The organism is Thioalkalivibrio sp. ALMg13-2, from assembly GCF_000381185.1.
Classification (GTDB): domain Bacteria; phylum Pseudomonadota; class Gammaproteobacteria; order Ectothiorhodospirales; family Ectothiorhodospiraceae; genus Thioalkalivibrio; species Thioalkalivibrio versutus.
The window spans coordinates 53,306-74,603 of sequence record NZ_KB906101.1; the positions used below are offsets into that span (position 1 = coordinate 53,306).

Annotated in this window: 16 protein-coding genes; 5 read left to right on the top strand and 11 right to left on the bottom strand. The window is 67.0% G+C overall.

Going from position 1 to position 21,298, the window contains the following annotated elements:
- Positions 1-62: 62 nt before the first annotated feature.
- The 6 genes from F618_RS0101725 to F618_RS0101750 are packed head-to-tail and all read right to left on the bottom strand — an operon-like array spanning position 63 to position 6,053.
- Positions 63-620, bottom strand: a complete 558-nt coding sequence (locus F618_RS0101725) for a TlpA disulfide reductase family protein (RefSeq protein WP_038071018.1) — start codon at positions 618-620, stop codon at positions 63-65.
- Positions 617-2,935 carry a protein-disulfide reductase DsbD gene (gene dsbD / locus F618_RS0101730; protein WP_019567604.1) on the bottom strand — a complete coding sequence of 773 codons (2,319 nt, stop codon included), beginning with the start codon at positions 2,933-2,935 and terminating at the stop codon, positions 617-619. The genes F618_RS0101725 and dsbD overlap by 4 nt, the downstream gene beginning before the upstream one ends.
- Positions 2,923-3,264, bottom strand: a complete 342-nt coding sequence (gene cutA, locus F618_RS0101735) for a divalent-cation tolerance protein CutA (protein ID WP_019567605.1) — start codon at positions 3,262-3,264, stop codon at positions 2,923-2,925. The genes dsbD and cutA overlap by 13 nt, the downstream gene beginning before the upstream one ends.
- A gap of 3 nt (positions 3,265-3,267) precedes the next feature.
- A complete protein-coding gene (locus F618_RS0101740; RefSeq protein WP_019567606.1) occupies positions 3,268-4,065 on the bottom strand; it encodes an efflux RND transporter periplasmic adaptor subunit in 798 nt (265 codons plus the stop codon).
- 38 nt (positions 4,066-4,103) lie between these two features.
- Positions 4,104-5,480, bottom strand: coding sequence for a TolC family protein (locus tag F618_RS0101745; RefSeq protein ID WP_019567607.1), 1,377 nt, complete (start codon positions 5,478-5,480; stop codon positions 4,104-4,106).
- Between the two features lie 33 nt (positions 5,481-5,513).
- Positions 5,514-6,053: a thioredoxin family protein gene (locus F618_RS0101750; protein WP_019567608.1), complete on the bottom strand. Its 540-nt coding sequence runs from the start codon at positions 6,051-6,053 to the stop codon at positions 5,514-5,516.
- Between the two features lie 207 nt (positions 6,054-6,260).
- Between F618_RS0101750 and F618_RS0101755 the strand changes: the two genes are divergently transcribed.
- From F618_RS0101755 to F618_RS0101775, 5 genes are all read left to right on the top strand, one after another.
- Positions 6,261-6,743, top strand: coding sequence for an FxsA family protein (locus F618_RS0101755; RefSeq protein ID WP_018948079.1), 483 nt, complete (start codon positions 6,261-6,263; stop codon positions 6,741-6,743).
- Positions 6,744-6,895: 152 nt separating this feature from the next.
- A complete protein-coding gene (groES, locus tag F618_RS0101760) occupies positions 6,896-7,186 on the top strand; it encodes a co-chaperone GroES (protein ID WP_018948078.1) in 291 nt (96 codons plus the stop codon).
- A gap of 51 nt (positions 7,187-7,237) precedes the next feature.
- A complete protein-coding gene (gene groL, locus F618_RS0101765) occupies positions 7,238-8,902 on the top strand; it encodes a chaperonin GroEL (RefSeq protein ID WP_018145211.1) in 1,665 nt (554 codons plus the stop codon).
- A 449-nt stretch (positions 8,903-9,351) separates the two neighbouring features.
- Positions 9,352-9,993, top strand: a complete 642-nt coding sequence (locus F618_RS0101770; RefSeq protein WP_018937312.1) for an OmpA family protein — start codon at positions 9,352-9,354, stop codon at positions 9,991-9,993.
- Between the two features lie 201 nt (positions 9,994-10,194).
- Positions 10,195-10,704 carry a thioredoxin fold domain-containing protein gene (locus F618_RS0101775; protein ID WP_018937311.1) on the top strand — a complete coding sequence of 170 codons (510 nt, stop codon included), beginning with the start codon at positions 10,195-10,197 and terminating at the stop codon, positions 10,702-10,704.
- Between the two features lie 310 nt (positions 10,705-11,014).
- On the opposite strand, the gene F618_RS0101780 is transcribed toward F618_RS0101775, so the two are convergent.
- The 5 genes from F618_RS0101780 to F618_RS0101800 all read right to left on the bottom strand — a co-directional run bounded on the left by F618_RS0101780 (position 11,015) and on the right by F618_RS0101800 (position 21,175).
- On the bottom strand, positions 11,015-15,154 hold the full coding sequence (locus F618_RS0101780) for a translocation/assembly module TamB domain-containing protein (protein WP_019567609.1): 4,140 nt from the start codon (positions 15,152-15,154) through the stop codon (positions 11,015-11,017).
- Positions 15,155-15,162: 8 nt separating this feature from the next.
- The gene (locus tag F618_RS0101785; RefSeq protein WP_019567610.1) at positions 15,163-16,986 is read right to left on the bottom strand and encodes an autotransporter assembly complex family protein; all 1,824 of its coding nucleotides are present in this window, start codon (positions 16,984-16,986) and stop codon (positions 15,163-15,165) included.
- A gap of 75 nt (positions 16,987-17,061) precedes the next feature.
- Positions 17,062-18,171, bottom strand: coding sequence for an ABC transporter ATP-binding protein (locus F618_RS0101790; RefSeq protein WP_018649635.1), 1,110 nt, complete (start codon positions 18,169-18,171; stop codon positions 17,062-17,064).
- A complete protein-coding gene (locus F618_RS0101795; RefSeq protein WP_018145217.1) occupies positions 18,168-19,934 on the bottom strand; it encodes an iron ABC transporter permease in 1,767 nt (588 codons plus the stop codon). The genes F618_RS0101790 and F618_RS0101795 overlap by 4 nt, the downstream gene beginning before the upstream one ends.
- 203 nt (positions 19,935-20,137) lie before the next feature.
- The gene (locus tag F618_RS0101800) at positions 20,138-21,175 is read right to left on the bottom strand and encodes a Fe(3+) ABC transporter substrate-binding protein (RefSeq protein ID WP_018168997.1); all 1,038 of its coding nucleotides are present in this window, start codon (positions 21,173-21,175) and stop codon (positions 20,138-20,140) included.
- Positions 21,176-21,298 lie beyond the last annotated feature (123 nt).

Genomic DNA, 21,298 nt, shown 5'->3' on the forward strand with positions numbered 1-21,298 from the left:
CGGCCAAGCTTACCAGCCTTGTGGCGCCAGGGCGCCGGGCGTCGCTCCGGCGTCCGGGGTTGCTACAGGTGCGCCTCCAGCCATCCATCCAGGTCAGCGGGCTCCACCTCGCCACGATGGGTGTCGAGGATGGTGCCTTCGCGGTCGATCAGTACGGTGTAGGGCAGGGCGCCGATGCGGTTGCCGTATTCCCGGCCGATCGCGACCGCGTCGTCCTGGCCGATCAGTACCGGGAATTCGATGCCGAAGTCGTCGACGAAATGCTGCGTGGCTGTTTGCTCGTCCACGGCGACCGCGACGATGGTAAAGCCATCCTCGCGGTTGGCATCAAAGGTGTCCTGGAACAGCGGCATCTCCTTCTTGCAGGGCGGGCACCAGGTGGCCCAGAAGTTCAGCACGATCAGGTCGCCGTCCCACTCACTGAACTGGCGTTCTTCGCCGGAGAGGTCGGGCAGGGTGAAGTCGATGCGCTGATTGCCCTGGGTCTCCTCGGCGGCAACCTCGGTGGCAGAGGTTGCCCCGGCGTCCATCTCGGGTTCCGGGTCACCACAGGCGGTCAGGATCAGGGCGCTGGCCGTGGCGACCACCACCCCTGCGAGTGTGTGCATGCGGTTTTTCATGGCGTCACCCCGATGGCGCTTTCCACGTGTGCCAGGAAGCGGTCGGCATTCAGATAGCCGACATTGCGGTAGTTGCGCAGCTCGTTGCCGTCGGTGTCATAGAAGATCATGGCCGGCGGCCCGAACAGGTTGAAGTGACGCATCAGGTCGCGGTGCTCGGAGGTGTTGTCGGTCACGTCGGCCTTCAGGAGGTGCACGTCGCCCATCGCTCGGAGCACGCGCGGGTCCTGGAAGGTGGTGCGGTCCAGACGCACGCAGTCCACGCACCAGTCGGCGTAGAAGTCGAGGAACACGGGCTGACCGTTTTCGCGGGCCCGTGCGACTTCGCGCTCCACGTCCTCCAGGCTGTCGATGTAGGTGAACTCCATCTCGGTCGGCCCGGACTGCTCGCCCGTGGCCGTCACCGCGGGCTGGTTGAACGTGGCCAGCGGGCGGAAGATGTCCTTGCCGCCGGTCGCCGCGCCGAGCATCAGCAGCACGCCGTAGATCAGGATCACCACACCCAGGCCCTTCCACAGGCTGTACCAGCCGGAGGCATTGTCCGGCAGGGTCCTTAGTGCGCCCATGTAGACGGCGGTCACGATCAGCAGGATCGCCCACAGGAACATCGCGACCTCGCCCGGGATCACCCGTTCGAGCAGCCAGATGCCGATGGCCAGCAGGCCGACCCCGAACGCCGCCTTGATGGTATCCATCCAGGGGCCGGCCTTCGGTAGCAGGCGCCCGGCGGAGGTGCCGATGACCAGCAGCGGCGCACCCATGCCCATGCTCAGCGCGAACAGCGCGATCCCGCCCAGCACCGCATCGCCAGTGTGGCTGATGTAGAGCAGCGCCCCGATCAGCGGTGCGGTCACGCAGGGGCCGACGATCAGGGCGGAAAGGAAGCCCATGATGCCGGCGCCGACGTAGGTGCCGCCTTCCTGCTTGTTGCTGATCTGCGAAAGTTTGCTCTGCACGCCGGCCGGCATCTGCAGCTCGTAGAAGCCGAACATCGACATCGCCAGCGCGATGAAGATGGCCACGAAGGTCCCGATAATCCATGGGTTCTGGAAGGCCGCCTGCAGGTTGGCACCCGCCAGGCCCGCGAATACGCCGGCGATGGTGTAGGTCAGCGCCATGGCCAGCACGAACACCAGCGAGATCAGGAATGCCTTGCGTGTGGTCAGGTTCTTCTGCCCGATGATGATGTTCGACAGGATCGGGATCATCGGGAACACGCAGGGGGTGAAGGTCAGCAGCAGCCCGAAGCCGAAGAAGGCCAGGGCCACCAGCCAGATCTGGCCGTCTGCCAGCTGGGCCGCGATGCGGTCCTGCTGGGTGACCGGTGCCGCGGCCTCGTCGTCTTCCGCAGCCCCGTCGCCGGTTTCCGGCAGGGCGTCGGTGTCGGCCTCGGCGGCCAGATCGGCAGCAAAGGAGACCGAGACCTCCTGGGTCAGTGGCGGGTAGCACACGCCGGCGTCGGCGCAGCCCTGGTAGTCGATCGCCAGCGTGATCTCGGAGACGTCATCCGCGTCGCGCAGGACCGGAACCAGGATCTCGACCTGGCCCCGGTAGACCTGGCTCTCGCCAAAGAACTCGTCTTCCTGGAGCTCGCCGTCCGGTGGGTTGACCGGCCCCAGCTCGATGCCATCGCCCTCGGCGATGCGCACATCCAGCTGCTCACGGTAGAGATAGTAGCCCTCGGCAATGTCGAAGCGCAGGATCGCCGCGTTCTGGCTGATCGCCTCCAGCGAGGCGGCAAAGGCCTTCTCCGGTTCCAGCAGGTCATCGGCGGCGCCGAGGTCGCCGGACAGGTTGCCCAGGTCACCCAGCGCGCTGCGTTCTTCCCCGGCATCTTCGTCCGCGCGGGTCTCGCCATTGCCGCTGGGCAGGCCAGGCAGCTCGATGGACACGGTCTGGAAGTGCGGCGGGTAGCACACGCCCAGGTCCGCGCAGCCCTGCGAGCGCGCGGTCAGCTCGATGCTGGTGCTGTCGGCCGCCTTGATCGGCAGCTCCACCTGCACCTGGCCGCGATAGGTCTCGACGCGCCCGAAGAATTCGTCCTCCTTGACCTCGCCATCCGGGATCTCGGCCTCGCCCAGTTCCAGCCCGTCGCTTTCGGGGGTGAAGTCGAACTGCTCGCGGTACATGTAGTACTCGTCCGCGATGTCCCAGGTCAGCCGTACCGTGTCGGCGTCGATCGCCTCGGCGCTCAGGGCGAAGGCGTCATCCGGGTCCAGCAGGTCGTCCTCGAAGAGGGCATGCGTGAGTCCCGGGGCCAGCAGGAGTGCGACCAGCAGGGTTGCCAGCCAGGTGCGCGGATTCATGAGGTGCATTGCGTTATCCAGTCCAGGTAATCGGGCAGCCCGCGTTCAATCGGCAGGGCGATGATCTCGGGTGTGTCGTAGGGGTGTTGTTCAGCCAGCTGGGTCTGAAGATCGTTCAGGCGCGCGGGCGAGGTCTTGATCAGTAGAGTGACTTCGGAGTCGGTTTCGATATTCCCTTTCCACATGTAGACCGAGCGTCCGGGCGGGAGGATATGCACGCACGCGGCCAGACCCTGCTTCACCAGGGCGCCGGCCAGGCTGTCAGCCGTGTCCGGGTCGTCGAGTGTGGTAATGACCAGCCAGGCGCGGGCGCTGGATGGCGATTGCTCATTGCTCATGTATCAGGAGTCCCGTTCGATCCGTGCGGGCTGACCCGGGCGCAGTGGAGTGTCGTCCATCGGAGAGAATTCGACCTCGACGCGGTAACCCCGCTCGGGCTCGTCGCCGGTCGGCTCCCAGCCGATGGTCGCAATGGTGCCGGAAAGACGCTGGTCGCCGACTACGACCGTAACGGTCTCCCCGGGTTCCAGGTCGGCGGCGGTGGCGGCCGGGACGGTGGCCACGGCGCGCATCGGGTCGATGGTGCCAAGGATCGCCAGGACCGGCGGCAGCAACGCCGGATTGACGTACTGCCCTGTGTTGGCGTCGATCCGCACCAGGCGCCCGCTGATCGGGGCGCGGATGGTCGCGTCCTCGAGGTCGGCGCGGATGCGGTCGCGCTGGGCGCGGGCCTCGGCCAGGCGGGCCGCGACGGTCGCATAATCGATGCGCGCCAGCTCCAGTTCGCGGGCGGCGATCAGGGTCTGGTCGTAGAGATCCTCGGCCTTGTCACGCTCGCGTTCGGCCTCGTCCAGCTCCATCTGCAGGCGCTCTATGGTGGCGCGGGCGGCGCGCAGGGCGGCATCGCCGCGTCGGGTATCCAACCGGAACAGGACGTCGTCGGCCGCGACCCGGTCGCCTGCGCGGGCCTCGATTGCCTCGATGCGGCCCGCGATCGGGGCGGTAATGCGGTGGCGCTCGCCCCAGTCGAGTTGGGCCGCGAAGCCTTCCTCGGCCAGTAGAGGCGTGGGCGCCAGGGCGAGCAGGGCCACCAGGCCACCGGTGGTCAGCAGGGATGGGGCATGGAATACGCGGGGCATGTATAGGTCTCCCGTCTGGTCGCCGGCGGGCCGGTGGCTCAAGGGTTTTCGTCGGTGGCGCGGAACGGGCTCAGCTCGTCGCGGCCGCTCAGCAGGGCCAGGCGTTCGTAGGCCAGGGCCAGTTGGAATTCGGTGCCCGCATTGAAATGCGCCGCGGCGCTTTGCTGGACCATCGAGTCGCCCAGGTCGGCCTGGTCCTCGATGTCGTACAGGTAACGCGCGCGGTCGATGTACAGCTCTCGGTAGTCCATGCGCCAGGCGGCTTCGTCGCGCTGAGTCTGCAGTGCGCGGATCTCGTCGTACAGCTCGCGCAGGCGGTTGCGCGCCTCGATGCGTGCCTCGCCCAGTTCGGCCTCGGCCCGATGGCGGGCGGCGACCGCCTGGCCGACCCGGCTGTCGTGGCGCCGGCCCTCGTATAGCGGGATTTCCAGGACCAGGCCGGCGGCGAACGGGTTGCGGTCGCCGCCACCCAGGTCGCGGTTCCACCAGCCGGATTCGGCCTCGGCGTACAGGCGCGGGCGCCGCTGCGCGCGCGAGGCCGCCACCTCGCGGCTCGCGGCCTCGACGTGGCGGCGCTCGGCCATCAGGCGCGGGCTGGTGTTGTCGAGTTCGGCCAGCAGCGCATCCAGCTCGGGCAGCTCGGGCAGATCGAGTGGCAGCATGGGGGCGAGAACGGTGCGCACGCGCCGGTCCGGGCGGTTCAGGGCCTCGGCCAGCGCGGCCCGGGTCCGGGCCTGGTCCTGCAGGGCGCGGGTACGTTGCACCCGCAGGGTCTGGTATTCGGATTCCAGGCGGAAGACCTCGATGTCCGAGACCTGACCGCGCTGGTTGCGTTCCTCGGCCCGTTCCTTGGATACGTAGGCGGCGGCCATGGCCTCGGTGTCGCGAGCGAAGGCGAGATCCGCCAGCAGCACGTCGAAGTAGCGCTCGAGGACGTGGATGCGGTGACGGGCATGGGTCAGCGCTTCCTGTTGGTGGGCGGCCTCCAGGCGCTGCTCGCTGGCGGATTCGCGCGCATGGGACTGGCCGAAGTCGCTCAGCAGCTTGCGCGCGACGATGGCGGCGCGGGAGTCGTTGCGGGTGCGGTCCTCGACCCGATCGTTGGGCTCAATCCAGCGGGCCTCGAGCCGCGCGTTCAGGGTGACGTCGCGCTCTGCCCGAGTTGCCTCCAGGGCGGCGCGGGCCTGTTCACGGTCGGCGCGCGCCTGGCGCACCCGTGGGTGCAGGGCATCGGCCCGATCCAGGGCGTCGCCCACCCGCATCGGGTTGGGTAGTGGGCCGAGGTCGGCCGCGCCGCCGGCATCCTGTGCGGTCGCCGGTCCGGCCAGGGGCCACAGGAGCAGGCTGGCCAGCAGCAGGCAAGCCAGGGGCCGCCGGCGGCCAGTGCGGGGCGAGCGGGGGTGCATCGGCGGCATCAGGCGTCGATCCTCGGAGTGAACGAGTAAGGGTTAGCGGCCGTCTTGCTCGCGCTTGAAGCGCGGGAAGTTCTGATCCTTGTAGTGCCCCTCGGCGACGAATTCGCCCAGCTGCAGGAATTCGCGGGAGTCGCGGGTGGCGCCGATGAAGCGGGCGATGGGCTCGCCCTCCAGGTTGAAGAACTGGAACACCGGTGTGGCGCGCACCCGGTAGTCGCGGGTGGCCCAGTCCATCTGGGTCTTGGTCTCGCCCTCGAAGGTGGCGATCTCGATGGCGCCCTCGACATCCACGCTAAACACCCGGAAGTGCTCGCTGAAGTATTCCTGGACCTCGGGCTGGTTCAGTACCTGGTTCTTCATGCGGTGGCAGAACGGGCAGTCGGCCATCTCGAAAAAGATCAGGATGCCTTTCTTGCCGGCCGCGCGCGCTTCTTCCAGTTCTTCGGGGAATTCGCCGAAGGTCGGGTCGAAGAAGTGGTGCTCCGGATCGCGCGGGTCTTCGACAGCGGCGGTCGCCAGGGCCGGGACAAGGAAGGCCAGCAGGGCCAGCATCAGGATTGGATTACGCAACATGAGCCGTCACTCTCCGAATATGTAGATAGCCGTATGCACCAATGACGTGCAGGAGACTGGCTTAATTCCCTTTGTCGTGCAAGGAAAAAGGGCCGGGTTCCCCGCGGGCGCCTGGTTGTTGGGGTATCCGCGCATCAGCGAGGTTCCAATCGACACCACCCGGGGCGCATGTTCCAATAAACAGGCCTGATCTGCGGAACCCCTTCGATGCGCAACCCCCTCTTTCCCCTGTTTGTCTTTCTCGGTCTAGTGCTGCTCGAGATCTTCGGCTTCGCCTGGGTAGGTGATGCCGTGGGCGCCCTGATGACGGTGGTGCTGGTGATCGTCACGGCGGCGGCCGGGCTGATGTTGTTCCGATTGCAGGGCTTTTACCATTGGCGGCGGCTGCAACAAAGCCTGGCGCAAGGGAAGGTTCCGGCGCGCGGGCTGGTCGAGGGCTGGCTGCTGATGTCGGCCGCGGTGCTGCTGTTGCTGCCGGGGTTCTTTACCGATGCCGCCGGCTTCGTGCTGTTGATTCCGCCGCTGCGGCGCTGGGCGGCGGCCGGCATCCTGCGCCGCGGCATGGTCCGCACGCGCACCGGCGGCCCTGGCGGGCCGCAGGGCGGCGGTACCATCGAGGGCGAATTCCGCCAACACGACGACCGCACCGAGGCGCCCGACGACCGGCTGGACCACGACGACCGTCGCTGATTCACGTTTCTGGCCCCGCTTTCGTAACGCGCGCTCTTGACTCGCCCTTGTGTGCCCCTATTATTAGCACTCGTCAGGGGCGGGTGCTAACAGGGTGCCTGCCCGGCAAACCAATTTTCCTGTTTGAGACATTCTATTAAGGAGTTCGCGCCATGAACCTGCGTCCTTTGCACGATCGAGTCATCGTGAAGCGTATGGAAGAAGAACGCACCACCCCCGGCGGCATCGTGATCCCGGATTCCGCGGCCGAGAAGCCGATCCGTGGCGAAGTGGTTGCGGTAGGCAACGGCAAGATCCTGGACAACGGCGAAGCCCGTCCCCTGGACGTGAAGGCCGGGGACACGGTCCTGTTCGGCAAGTACTCCGGCACCGAGGTCAAGGTCGAAGGCGACGAAGTCCTCGTGATGCGCGAAGACGACATCATGGCCGTCATCGAGGGCTGAACGCCCCGAACCGCGACCGTCTAACACGAATTTTCAGGAGTAGAACGAATCATGAGCTCTAAAGAAGTACGCTTTGGTACCGACGCCCGTACCCGCATGGCCAAGGGCGTGAACACCCTGGCTAACGCCGTGAAGGTCACCCTCGGTCCGAAGGGCCGCAACGTGGTCCTGGACAAGGCCTTTGGTGCCCCGACCGTGACCAAGGACGGCGTGTCCGTGGCCAAGGAAATCGAGCTGGAAGACAAGTTCGAGAACATGGGCGCCCAGCTGGTCAAGGAAGTCTCCTCGCAGACCTCCGACACCGCCGGTGACGGCACCACCACCGCGACCGTGCTGGCCCAGTCCATCGTCCGCGAGGGCATGAAGGCGGTCACCGCCGGAATGAACCCGATGGACCTCAAGCGCGGCATCGACAAGGCCGTGAAGGCCGCCACCGAAGAGCTGAAGAAGCTCTCCAAGCCGTGCACCGAGCACAAGGCGATCGCCCAGGTGGGCTCGATCTCCGCGAACTCCGACACCGCGATCGGCGAGATCATTGCCGATGCGATGGACAAGGTCGGCAAGGAAGGCGTGATCACCGTCGAGGAAGGCTCCTCGCTGGAAAACGAGCTGGATGTCGTGGAAGGCATGCAGTTCGATCGCGGCTACCTGTCACCCTACTTCATCAACAACCAGCAGAACATGAGCGCCGAGCTGGAAGACGCCTACATCCTGCTGTTCGACAAGAAGATCGCGAACATCCGTGATCTGCTGCCGATCCTCGAAGGCGTGGCCAAGGCCAACAAGCCGCTGCTGATCATCGCCGAGGACATCGAGGGCGAAGCCCTGGCGACCCTGGTGGTCAACTCCATGCGCGGCATCGTCAAGGTCGCCGCCGTGAAGGCCCCGGGCTTCGGTGATCGCCGCAAGGCCATGCTGCAGGACATCGCCGTGCTGACCGGTGGCCAGGTGATCTCGGAAGAGGTCGGCCTGTCGCTGGAGAAGACCACGGTGGAAGACCTGGGCCGCGCCAAGAAGGTGCAGGTGACCAAGGAAAACACCACGATCATCGACGGCATGGGGTCCAACAAGGACATCAAGGGCCGCGTCGACCAGATCCGTGCGCAGATCGAGGAAGCGAGCTCCGACTACGACAAGGAAAAGCTGCAGGAACGCGTGGCCAAGCTGGCCGGCGGTGTGGCCGTGATCAAGGTCGGTGCTGCCACCGAGATCGAAATGAAAGAGAAGAAGGCCCGCGTCGAAGACGCCCTGCATGCCACGCGTGCGGCGGTGGAAGAAGGCGTGGTCCCCGGCGGTGGCGTGGCCCTGCTGCGTGCCTGCGCCGCGATCACCAAGCTCAAGGGTGACAACGACGAGCAGACCGCCGGTATCAACATCTGCCGTCGTGCGATGGAAGAGCCGCTGCGCCAGATCGTCTTCAACTCCGGTGACGAGCCGTCCGTGGTCCTCAACCAGGTCCTGGAAGGCAAGGGCAACTACGGCTACAACGCCGCAAGCGGCGAGTTCGGCGACATGATCGACATGGGCATCCTGGACCCGACCAAGGTGACCCGTTCCGCGCTGCAGAACGCCGCATCGGTCGCGGCCCTGCTGATCACCACCGAGGCCATGATTGCCGACATCCCGAAGAAGGATGACGGTGGCGGCGCCGGTGGCGACGACATGGGCGGTATGGGTGGCATGGGCGGCATGGGTGGCATGGGCGGCATGATGTAATTCGCCGCTTTACCCGTGCATCGTTGATGTACCTAGGGACCCCGCTTCGGCGGGGTCTTTTTGTCTGACCGGTACCGTTTCCTGGGGTCCGAGTTCGGGTGCCAAATCCGCGGTTTCAGGAACCCTTAGCAGGGTTGTGTGTCTTCCGGAGTACAGCTTGCCGGAACGTCTCTGTGCGATTCGGGTTCTGTCTGTTGCAATATCGAAACAGGGCAGTCGAAAGTCACTGGATATTCGGAAATTTACGGAATGTGACGATGTTGTGATGTCGACACATAATTTGCGTTCCGATGCGTGCAAAACCCGAACTTGTGTGCCACTATCAGGGTACTGTAGGGGGCTTGGCGCAAGGAGCTCGCTGCTTTGGATTGCGGTCGCGGCGCGTACCATGGTGGTCGCGCGGTTCAACCCGGGTCCGACGTCTATTGTTTTTACAAGGAGGCTTTGCAATGAATCATAAGCTCGTTAAGAATCTTCTGGCCGCTTCCGTGGCCTCGCTGGTGCTCGGCGCCGCCGGGCAGGTTGTGGCGCAGGAACCGCCGGCCGCCAACGTGACCGACCGTAGCGGCAAGGTTGTGGTCGATCGCTCCGGTGAATGTGTGCGTACGCGCTCCTGGACGGAAGAAAACGTGAAGTTCCCGCATTGCGCGGGCTACATCGAAGAAACCGCCGAGGCCCCCGCGCCCGAGCCCGCCGCCGCCCCGGCGCCGGAGCCGGAGCCGGAATTCACCACCACCACGCTGAGCGCCCAGGCCCTGTTCGACTTTGACAGCGCAGACCTGCGTTCCGAAGGTCGTTCCGCCCTGCGTGATCTGGCCCGCAGCCTGACCTCCGACGACGCCGAGTACAGCTCGGTGCTGGTCGAAGGCCACACCTGCACCATCGGCCCGGCCGACTACAACCAGGGCCTGTCCGAGCGTCGCGCCCAGGCAGTCACCGACTTCCTGGCCAGCGAAGGCGTGCGTGAAAGTGACATCCGCACCGTCGGCTACGGTGAAGACCGTCCGACCGCCGACAACTCCACCCAGGAAGGCCGCGAAGCCAACCGCCGCGTGGAAGTGACCTCCGACGTGCGCAAGCGCGCCGACTAAGGTCGCCGGCAAGACCCTGACCGCCGGTTCGCCGGCGCGTTGGAATCAGGCCCCGCTCCGGCGGGGCCTTTTTTGTGGGCAACTCGCGGGCGCCAGTCGGCGGACCTTCGGCTCGGCCGGACGCGGAGGCGCGATTGCTGGCCCTTCAGCCTGCGTTAATGTGGCAGCCCTAGACTGGTTCCAAACACCCAAGGATCCATGATGACCATGAACCTGAATACGAACCTTCCCCGCTCCCCGTTCGGCCCGATGCTGCTGCGCTCCGGGGCCTTTTTGGTCGGCATGCTGCTGGCCACTGCGGTCGCGGCGGGCGGCGTCGAACGTTCAACGGACCTCCAGGCGCTGAGCGCCCAGGGTGATGGCAAGGCGACCGTGATCATGTTCGCGTCGAGTAGCTGTCCCTACTGTGATCGTGCCGAACAGCGTTATCTTGGCCCGATGACCGAGGACCCGGCTCTCCAGGGTGTGAACATCCGCAAGGTCATGCTGGATCGCCAGGAGGTGCGGGATTTCGATGGCACGACCAAGCTGGGGAGTGAGCTGGGTCGTGCCTACGGCGTGCGGGTGGTGCCGACGATCATGGCGTTCGATGCCGAGGGCCAGCCGGTCGGCCGTCCCCTGGTGGGCATCCCCAACGAGCAGCTCTATCGCAGCCAGATCCGGGTACGCATCGACGCCGCACGCAACGGCGCTCGCGATACTTCGAGCTAGCCGCTCGATCCCAGGCGCCCGCAGAAAACGATAAGCCCCTTCGCTTTCGGCTCAGAGCGCCAAGCCCAGGGCTCGCTCGGGTGACTTCCATGCAGATCGCCACGTCGCTTCGCTCCTCGCGATGACGAGCGGTTCAGCCCCACCGTTGGGAAGAGCTTCAAGGTGAAGCGATACTTCACCACCGAGAGCAGGTTTGAGCGCCTCCGTGAACTCCGTGTCCTCTGTGGTTAAACCGGCATGGATCTTTTCTTCGTACCTTCGTGTGCTTCGTGGTGAAAAAGGCCTTTGATCCTTAGTCCGCAGCGTCCCCCTAGCGCTCGAATCGATAGATAAGGTCCACCGACTGTTCCGTCGTCCCGGAGGCGGTCTCCACGCTCAGGTTGCGGGTCAGCTCGTAGCGCAGCAGGACTTTGGAGGTGTTGTCGAACAACCCGATGGAGTAGCGCAACAGCAGACGCGGCGAGAGATAGAGCCCCAGCGTCAGCGCGCTCTCGTCGAGCCCGCCCTCGGTGTCCAGCTCCACCTCGTCCAGCCCCAGTTCGCGCCCGATGCGTTCGGTAATCACCGCGCCCTGTTCCAGCCCGTAGGCGGCCGCCGCGGCCGCGATCATGTTGCCGTCGGATTGCGAGGCGCCGGATAGGGGGCGCCCGGTCAGCAGGTAGGACATCGCCTCGGTCTCGTCCATCGGCGGGTCCGAGATCACCCGCGAGCTCAGGTTGTCCGGCGTGCCGCGGATCTCCAGCCCGACGGTCACGTTGTATTCGCGCACGGTGCGTACCGCGCGCAGGTCCAGTTCCGGGTTCTCCGCCGGCCCCTGGAAGACCAGGCTGCCGCGTTCCACCCGCAGGTCCTGGCCGTAATCGCTGTACTCGCCTTCGGGGATCGTGATCTCGCCGAACAGTTGGGTCGGTTGCCCGGTGACCTCCTCGACATCCACCTCGCCGGCGAAGCGTGCGGTCAGGCCGAAGCCGTCGAAGCGCACGTCATCCCCCAGACGGATCCGAATGCGGATGTCGGTCTTGAGTCCCTGTGCCTCCGTGATCTCCTCCCCGAGGATGATCTCGTCGCCGGAGACGCGGATCGCTCCGGGCGGCAGATCCGGCGGACGGATGCGCGCCCAGGGCAGAAAGACCTCGCCGCGCACACGAATACCGTCGTCGGGGGTAAAGACCAGCTGCAGGTCCGGTGTAATGCGTGCCTCGGCGTCGATCCGATTGACCACCAGGAAGTCCTCGCCGGTCAGGTTCAGCTCGGCACGGGGCCCGGCGTCGCCGAGGTCCACGCGACCGTCGAGGTCGATGCCGCCGTCCCCGGACTCCAGGCGGCCGGTCAGGGTCAGCTGTTCGGCCGAGACCACCCGGGCCGTGATCTCGGGAATGACGATATCGATGCCGGCCTCGGGGATCAGGACCCCGCCGTCGCGGAACGCCACTTCGCCTTCCACCAGTGGCGCATCCAGTCGTCCGCCGAAGTCCAGGCGGGCGTTGAGCGAGCCACGCAGGCGCTGGATCTCGGGGCTCAGAGCCGCGAGCCAGGACAGGTTATCGAGGTGCGCCTCGAAGTCGCCGTCGATACGCAGGTCGTCGCCGTCCGGGCGTAGTTGGATATCGCTGCGCGCCGTCCCGCCATCCAGGAAGTCGAGCCGCAGGGAGGCGTCCACGTCGCGATCGCGCACCCGGGCGGTCAGCCGCACATCGCGGTAGGGCACCTCCTCCAGGTCTCCGTCCTCGTCGCGCACGACCAGGTGGCCATCGGTCGGGGTCACGGTCAGGTCGGCCGTCACGGTGCCATCGGCTTCCATACGGCCGCTGGCGTCAGCATTCAGCTGGCCCGCGATAGCGAGTTCCGGCGGCAGGAAGGGTTCCAGCCAGGCCAGGTCCACCGCCCGGGCCTCGGCGGCGAACTCGGCCCCTGTCGCCGCACCCCAATCCCCCTCGACGCACAGTCGTCCGTCGTCGCGTGCCAGGCACAGGCGCTCCAGCCGTGCATCTTCCGGCCCGCCTTCCAGTGCGACCGGTTCGGTCAGTTGCCAGGGGCCCCCCGCGGGTTGGTCCAGATCCAGCCGTGCGATCTGGCCGCGCCAGTGCAGGGTGTCGGGGTTCAATTCGCCTTGCAGCGCCAGATCCAGCGAGCCCAGATCCCCGGCATCGGCCGCCAGTGTCACGCGATGCCCGTCGATGCGACCGGAGGCCCCCAGGCGCAGGGTCTCCACGCGTGTGCCGTCGGCCAGCCCGAGGCCGGTCAGGCGCAGGTCGATCTCGGCCGGGGCGGCGACCTCGAGGCCGGCGTCGGCCTCCAGCTCCAGTTGCTCCAGGGAGATATCCGCGAGCCGCAACTCCGCACCGGTTCCGCGTGCCGCCACGCGCGGCCGATCGGGTTCTCCGGTGATGTGTGCGTCGAGCTCCAGTCGGCCGGCGAGGTTGGGCCAGAGCCGATCCAGCTCCGGGGCATCCAGGCGCAGTTCGAAATCCAGGGCCTCGGCCCATTCGCCGTGGGCGGTCAGGGTGTTCCGGCCCAGCGCCAGGTCCAGCTGGTCCACTCGCAGATGTTCTCCCTCCAGCTGCAGTTGGCCCTGACCGGATACGGGCTGGTCGCGCAGCGTACCCTCCAGCCGTTGGAGTTGGGCCTGCACGCGGGGGGTGCCGTCGGCGTCGAGGTGCCCCTGGCTGAGCAGGGCGAGGGCGATCTGGCCGGGGGCCTCGGCGACCATCAGCGACGGATCCAGCCCGTCGCCTTCCAGTGCGAGGTCCCAGCGCAGGCCCTCGGACCAGTCGAGATCCCCATTCAGGGCGAGCCGGGCACCTGTGTCGGTGGCGAGTTGCAGCCGCTCGATCTTGCCACCCGTCTCGGTCAGCGCGATCAGTGCATCGCCCGTGATGTCGATCCCGCGCAGTCGGGCGCGCAATGGGTCCAGGCCAAGCTGCGCGCTCAGGGCGCCGCTGGCGGGGGCGTAGTTGCCGTCCAGCACGAGTCGCAGTTGCTCGATCTGCCCGTCCAGCTCCGAGTGCAGGCGCGCCAGATCCGGGGCCTCCAGATCCAGTCCGAGGTCGAAGACGAGGCGATGATCGGGGTCGCTCAGGTCGCCCGCGAGGCCCGTGGCCGAACCGTTCAAGTCCAGCTGCGCGGTATCGCGGATCGTCAGGTGCGTGTCCTCGATCCGCGCCTGACCGTCGACCAGCCAGGCGTTCAGGCTGCCGGTGATGGGTTCCCCCTCGTAGTGCCCGGTCAGCTCGTCAAGGGTGACGCTCGCGTCCAGGGCCGCCAGAGGCGGGGTGTCGGTTCCCAGCGGCAGGGTGCCCTGCAACCGTCCCTTCAGGCGTTCGACCCCGGCATTGAACTCCACACCCATTCCGGCGGGGGTCAGGTCCTCGGCCTCCAGGGTGAGGTCCCAGTCCAGGGTGTCGACAAAGCGAATGGGCCCGGCGAGCGTGACCCGCCCGGCCTCGGAATCGATATCCAGGGCTTCGATCTCCACCGATTCGAGGTCCCCGTGCGCCCGGGTGTTCAGCACAAGCCGTGGCCAGGGCGTCAGGGTGGCCGCGGTCTGCAGATTCAGCGCCCAGTCCTCCGGAGTCCCCTGCAGGTCGAGGCGGCCGCCCTCCAGGGCGATGTCCTGTTCCGGGTCGAGGTGGTAGGTGAAGGGTTGCCACTGCGCCGCCAGTTCCAGCGCCGGGGTGGTGAACAGTTCGTGGGCGCTGGCCTGCAGGTTCAGCTCGATGCCGGCGCGCAGGTCATGTTCGAGCTGCACACGTTCGCGCAAGGCCCCGGTGATCTCCAACTCGCCACGCGCCTCGTCCGTGCCCAGGCCCTCGGCCAGGGCCGTGGGCAGGGGTGCCTGCCACTGGCCCCGCAGATGCACGGGGTAGTCGCCATCGGCCTCAATCTCGCCGGCCAGCTGGGCCCGGATCTCCGGCATGTCCAACTCCAGTTCGTGCAGTTCGATGCGCGAGCCGCTGGACCGGGCGCGGGCTGTCAGGCGGGTGATCGAGGCCAGGGGTTCGCCCGCCTGCAGGATCTCCATGTCCTCGACCCGTAGCTGATCCAGGCGCACTGCCAGCGGCAGCCGGAAGGAATCGGGCAGGGCGAAGGGTTCGTCCGCGGGTGGCGCATCCGGGTCGGGTGGTGGCAGGTCCACGCGCAGCCCGGTGGCGGCCAGTGTCCGGATGTTCAGCTCGCCGCGGAGCAGGCTGCGGGCGCTGATCCCGACGCGCCCGGCGGGCAGGTCGATCACCGGGCCGTCGGGCAGTGCCAAGTGCAACCCGTGCAGGTGCAGCTCGGTGAACAGGGTCCCCTCGACTCGGTTGATGTGCAATTCGACGGGGGCCAGGCGCTCGCCCTGTTCGACCAGCCAGCGGGTCCCCGATTCGGTCGCGAGCAGGGCCCCGAGGGTGCCCAGCAGGATGATCACCAGGGTAAGGACCGTGGAGAGCCCCCACAGTGTGCCGCGCAACAGGGGTCTCAAAGGTCCGGACCCATGGAGAAGTGGATGCGAAAGTCATCGTCCGAGTCCGGCCCGTGAGCCAGGTCCACGCGGAGCGGGCCGACCGGGGAGCGCCAGCGCACACCGACCCCGACGCCGTAGACGGGGTCGAACTCGTCCCACTCGTTGACGACGTTGCCGGCGTCGACGAAGGCCGCGGCGCTCCAGTTGCCGACGACCGGGTAGTCGTACTCGAGGCTGCCCACTACCTTGTGGCGCCCACCAATCACGTCGCCGCTGTCGTTGCGTGGCCCGACCCGCTGGTAGCCGTAGCCACGGATGCTGGCATCGCCCCCGGCATAGAAGCGCAGAGAGCTGGGGAGGTCGCTGACCGAGTCCACGTCGGTGAAGCCGGCATCCACGCGGGCCAGCACCCGGCCGGTGCCGAGGCCGCGGACCACCTTGCCGCTGGCCAGGACCTGGGCGAACGAGATGCTGGACAGGATCTCTTCGCGCGCGCCCTGAACGGTGGTCTCGAAGCGGTAGCCGCGGCGCGGGGTCATAGGTTCGTCCGCTTCCATGCGGCTGATCCGGTAGGACGGGATCAGCAGGTTGCTGCGCCCGCTGTCATCCTCGCCGGCGGTGTAGTCCTCGTACTCGTAGCGCAGCCCCTCGGTGGTCTGCCAGCCGCTGCGGCGCTGCAGGACCCGGTTGGCGCCGACCTGGAAGCGATCGGACTGCTGGGTGTCGGTGTCTTCCGTGCGATAGGTGGTGAACAGGTTCAGGCGTTCGCGCAGCGGGTCGCGCAGCGGGATCTCGTAGTTGTAGCCGATCCCGGAACGCACCGGCGACGCCTCGATCTCGGCCTGGTAGCGATGGCCGATCCGGTTGGCGTAGCGATGTTCGTAGCGCAGCCGGATACGCGGGCCGATATCGGTGGAGTAGCCGATGCCGGCCTCGTAGCTATGGCGTTTGCGCGGCTCCAGTTCGACCAGGATCGGGACCTGCAGTCCCTCTGCCGCGTCGCGTTGCGGGCGCACACGGACGCCGCCAAAGTAGCCGCTGTCGTTCAGATTGCGCTGCAGCGCGATGATCTGCGCCGAGCTGTACGGGTCACCCGCCGCGAACGGCACCATGCGCTGGACGAAGTCCTCGGAGAGGATGTCCTGGTCGATGTGGACCCGCCCCACGCGGTAGCGATCGCCGGTATCCATGTGCAGGCGGATGGTCGCGCTGCGGGTGTCGCGGTCCACTTCCAGGCGTCGGGTGTGGAGATCGGCGTCGAAATAGCCGCGATCCGACGCGATCCGCGTCATGCGGTTGCGCAGGGCCTCGTAGCGATCATGGCGCAGGGTGTCGCCCTCGCGGATCTCGGTCTGGCTGAGCACGGCCTCGAAGCCGAGATCACCGGCTCCCTCGCCGGTGATCTGCAGGTCCACCTGCTCCACCGTGGTCGGCGGGCCGGGATCCAGGGTGATGCGGATATCCCAGCAGGCCTCGTGGCGTTCGAAATCGAGATCCAGCTCGGGGTCGTAGAAACCGATCGCCCGCAGGGCATCGGTGGCGCGCGCCTCGGTGTCGCGCAACACGCGGCCCTCACGAAACCCGGGCAAGTCGCAGGGGTGGCGAGCCAGGTTGATGCTGTTGCGGATATTGCTGCGCTGAGCGTCGGTACCCCCCCCGATCTGCAAGCCGGGGGTGGAGCCATCCTGCGCACCGGCCGCCCCCGGGATGCCCGCCAGTGCGACGAGCAGCATCGCAACCACGCCCAGCCCGGTGCGGGCCGGGCGGCGGACAACAGGGGCGCGGGCGTGGGTCATGAAACGATGATAGCGGTTGCGGAAAGGGGAGCGTGTCGACATCGGAACGCGCGAAATCACGCGAGTTCCCGCTGGGCCTGCACCAACGACCCTGGCGGGCTGCGGAGCGCGCCAGGGTCAGGAGGCCGGGCAGTCGACCCCGCTGCCGCGCGAGAATACCACCAGGTGGGTGAAGTCGAGGCGCAGGCGCACGTGCTCGCCGATGACGAAATTGTCGTGGCTGGGCGCCATGCACAGCACGCTGAGACCGTCCGGCAGGCGCAGGGTGTAGAGGAAGTCCGCCCCGCGGAAGGCCTTGTCGAGGATCTCGGTGCGGATGGTGCCCGCTTCGTTGTCGATCGCGATGTCGTCCGGACGCACGAGGACGTCCACGGCGGTGCCGGGCGGCAGCTGTTCCGACAGCGTGCCCTCGATCTGGCCAAAGGCGGTATCGACCACGTGTTCGGCGCAGACCATGCCGGGGATCAGCGTACCCTCGCCGACGAAGTCTGCGACGAAACGATCCGCCGGGCGATGGTAGAGGTTGTAGGCAGTGTCCCACTGGGCCACGCGGCCCTGGTGGATCACCGCGATGCGATCGGCGAAGGCGAAGGCCTCGTTCTGGTCGTGGGTCACGAGGATGGCGGTGGTGTTCTCCGCGCGCAGGATGCGCCGGACCTCGCGGGCCAGTTCGCTGCGTAGCTCCACGTCCATGCTGGAAAACGGCTCATCCAGCAACAGCAGCTTGGGCCGCGGGGCCAGGGCCCGGGCTAGGGCGATGCGTTGCTGCTGGCCACCGGACAGGGCGTGCGGGTAGGACTCGCCATAGCCCGGCAACCCCACCAGCTTGAGGAGCGAGCGGATGCGCTCGTCACGATCCTTGCGGCTCCAGTGGCGGATGCCGAAGCCAATGTTGTCGGCCACGCTCAGGTGCGGGAACAGGGCGAAATCCTGGAACACCATGCCGACCCCGCGCTTCTCCGGCGGGATCGTGCTGCGGGCATCGCTGACGCTGCGCCCGTCCAGCTGGATGCTCCCCGCCATCAGGGGCTCGAAGCCGGCGATCGCCCGCAGCAATGTGGTCTTGCCGCAGCCGGAGGGGCCCAGCAGGCAGCCGATCTGCCCCTTGGGCAGGGCCAGGGAGACCTGATGGACCACGGCGGTACCGTCATAGCCGATATCCACTCGATCGAGGGCGATCAGCGGGGTATGGGGCACCTGCAGTGTGGTTTCGATGGGCTGGGTCATGGCGTATTCGTCGTGCCTGCGGGCATGGCGAGGGGTTTTTGCGGCGATTCTTCGTCCGCCGCGCGGGTCGGGCCCTGCTGGCCGGGGCGCGAGCGGCCGATGGTCACGGACAGCAGGATAACGGGAACCAGCCCGACCAGCACGATGGCCAGGGCGGCGCTGGAGGATTCGGCCAGGCGCTCGTCACTGGCCAGCTCGAAGGCGCGCACGGCGAGGGTGTTGAAGTCGAACGGGCGCAGGATGAGCGTCGCCGGAAGCTCCTTCAGGACATCGACGAATACCAGCAGCAATGCCGTCAGCAGGGTGCCGCGCATGATCGGCAGGTGTACCCGGGTCAGGGTCTGCAGTGGACGCATCCCCAGCGAGCGGGCGGCATCGTCCATGCTCGGCTGGATCTTGCCCAGCCCGGCCTCGACCGTCTGCAGCGAGACGGCGAGAAAGCGCACGGCATAGGCGAACAGCAGGGCGAACAGCGTGCCCGACAGCAACAGGCCGGTGGACACCCCGAAGGTGTCGCGCATGAAGCCGTCCAGGGCGTTGTCGAAGGCGGCGAACGGGATCATCACGCCGATCGCGATCACGATGCCGGGTACCGCGTAGCCCATCCCGGCGACGCGCACGGCAGCCGCGGTGAAACGCCCGCCCTCCATGCGCCGCGCATAGGCGAGGACCAGGGCCAGGACGACCGCGATCACGGCCGCGGCGATGGCCAGCCAGAAGCTGTTGAAGACCAGTCGCCCGAAGGCCGGGTTCATCCATTGTTCGGTGGTCTGCACGGTCCACAGTCCGAGCTGGAGGGCCGGCAGCAGGAAGCCCAGCAGGACCGGAAACAGGCAGCCCAGGAAGGCCGCGGTGGCCTTCCAGCCGCGTAGCTGGTAACGCGGCAGGGTCGAGTAGCGGCGGCTGGTGTGATGGAAGCGCGCCTTGGCCCGCGACCAGCGTTCCAGCACGATCAGTACGAATACGAAGGTCAGCAGCACGGCCGCGAGCTGGGCCGCCGCGGCCGGGTCGCCCAGGGCGTACCAGGTGCGGAAGATGCCGGTGGTGAAGGTGCTCACGCCGAAGTAAGCGACCGTGCCGTAATCGGCCAGCACTTCCATCAGCGCAAGGGTCAACCCGGCGATGATGGCCGGACGTGCGAGCGGCAGGGCGACCCGGCGAAAGCCACCGAACGGACCGGCGCCCAAGGTGCGGGAGACCTCCAGTACGCAGACCGACTGCTCGAGGAAGGCGGCGCGGCTGAGCAGGTAGACATAGGGGTAAAGCACCAGCGTCAGCATGGCCATGGCGCCGCCCAGCGAGCGGATCTCGGGGAAGTAGTACTCGCCGTAACCCAGTCCCGTGAGTTCACGGATCAGGCTTTGTACCGGGCCGCTGAAATCCAGCATGCCGGTGTAGGTGTAGGCAATGATGTAGGCCGGCATGGCCAGCGGCAGCATCAGCGCCCACTGGAAGATCGAACGGCCGGGGAACTCGCACACGCTGACCAGCCAGGCAACCGGTACCCCGATCACCAGCACCCCGATCCCGACGCCAATCAGCAGGGCCAGGGAGTTGACGACATAGTCCGCGAGGACTGTCTCGCGCAGGTGGGTCCAGACCTCGCCGGCGGGGATGAACACGTGCCCGAAGATGACCAGGATCGGCAGGGCGAGTGTCAGCGCTACGACGATGGCGACCGCCGACCACGGGCTGAACGGCAGGCGCTGGCGAACCGCAGGATTCGCAGGCGTCGCGGGCGGGTTGGTGGTCTGGGCGGTCATGGATTGCGAATAATAAAGGTTCTTGTTTCGAATACCACTATGGCCGCCTTGTGACTGGCGGATTGTCGAGGCCATGTGCCGCGACCCCGGTCGCTACACCGCGCCTTATGCCAGGCCCTGTGCCCTCCCCGCGTTCTGTGGTGCCCAACAGAACGCCCCCGGAGGACCGGGGGCGAGAGTGAGTGGGGTGTCGTGGACGAGCATCAGCGCCAGCGGACGCGGTCCATGATGCGTACGGCCTCGGCGTTGTGGTTGCCCAGACGGTAGAGCTCGATGTCGTCGGACTGGAATTCGCCGAAACTCTGGAGGATGTCGCTGGCCGGTACGTCGTCGCGGATCGGGTATTCCTGGTTGACCTCGGCGTACCACTCCTGCGCCTCGGTGGAGGACAGGAATTCCAGCAGGCGAATCGCGTTGTCCCGGTTCGGGGCATGCGCGGTGACGCCGGCACCGCTGATGTTCACGTGGGTGCCGCGGCCGTCCTGGTTGGGCCAGAACACCCCGATCTGCTCGGCGACTTCGCGATCACGGCCCTCGCCGTCCAGCATCAGGCCCAGGTAGTAGGTGTTGGCAATCGCGACGTCGCAGACCCCGTCGGCCACGGCGCGGATCTGATCGCGGTCACCGCCCTGCGGCTGGCGCGCCATGTTGGCCACGATCCCGGCGGCCCAGTCCTGGGCGGCCTCGGCGCCCTCGGTGGCGATCATCGCGGCCACCAGCGACTGGTTGTACACGTTGCTGGAGGAGCGGATGCAGATCCGGCCCTCCCATTGCGCGTCGGTCAGGGCCTCGTAGGTAGAGAGTTCCGCCGGGTCCACGCGGTCCTTGTGGTAGAGGATGGGGCGCGCGCGCGACGACAGGCCGAACCACTGTCCGTCCGGGTCGCGGTAGCGCTCCGGGATATTCTCGCGCAGCACGTCCGATTCGACCGCCTGCAGCACGCCGGCCTCGCTGGCCTGGTGCAGACGCGCCGCGTCCACGGTGATGAAGAGATCGGCGGGTGAGTTGCGACCCTCGTGGCGCAGGCGCTGCAGCAGACTGTCCGCCCCGCCGGTCACCAGGTTGACCGGGATGCCGGTCTGATCAGTGAAGTCGTCCAGCAGCGGCTTGATCAGGTTTTCCTGGCGCGCCGAATAGAGGTTGACCTCGTCCTGGTCGGCGGGGCTGCAGCCGACCAGGGGCATGCTGACGGCGATGGCGGCGGCCGTGGCGATCAGCCAGGCAAACGGGCGAAAGTTCATGGCGAGCGATCCTCGTGTGGATTCATGCGGCGGACAGCCGTGTAGACGAGAACGATTGTTATTTGTGTTCTCATCCAAGTCAATACCCCGCGACCGGTACGTGGCATGGGGTGGCCTCCCCGG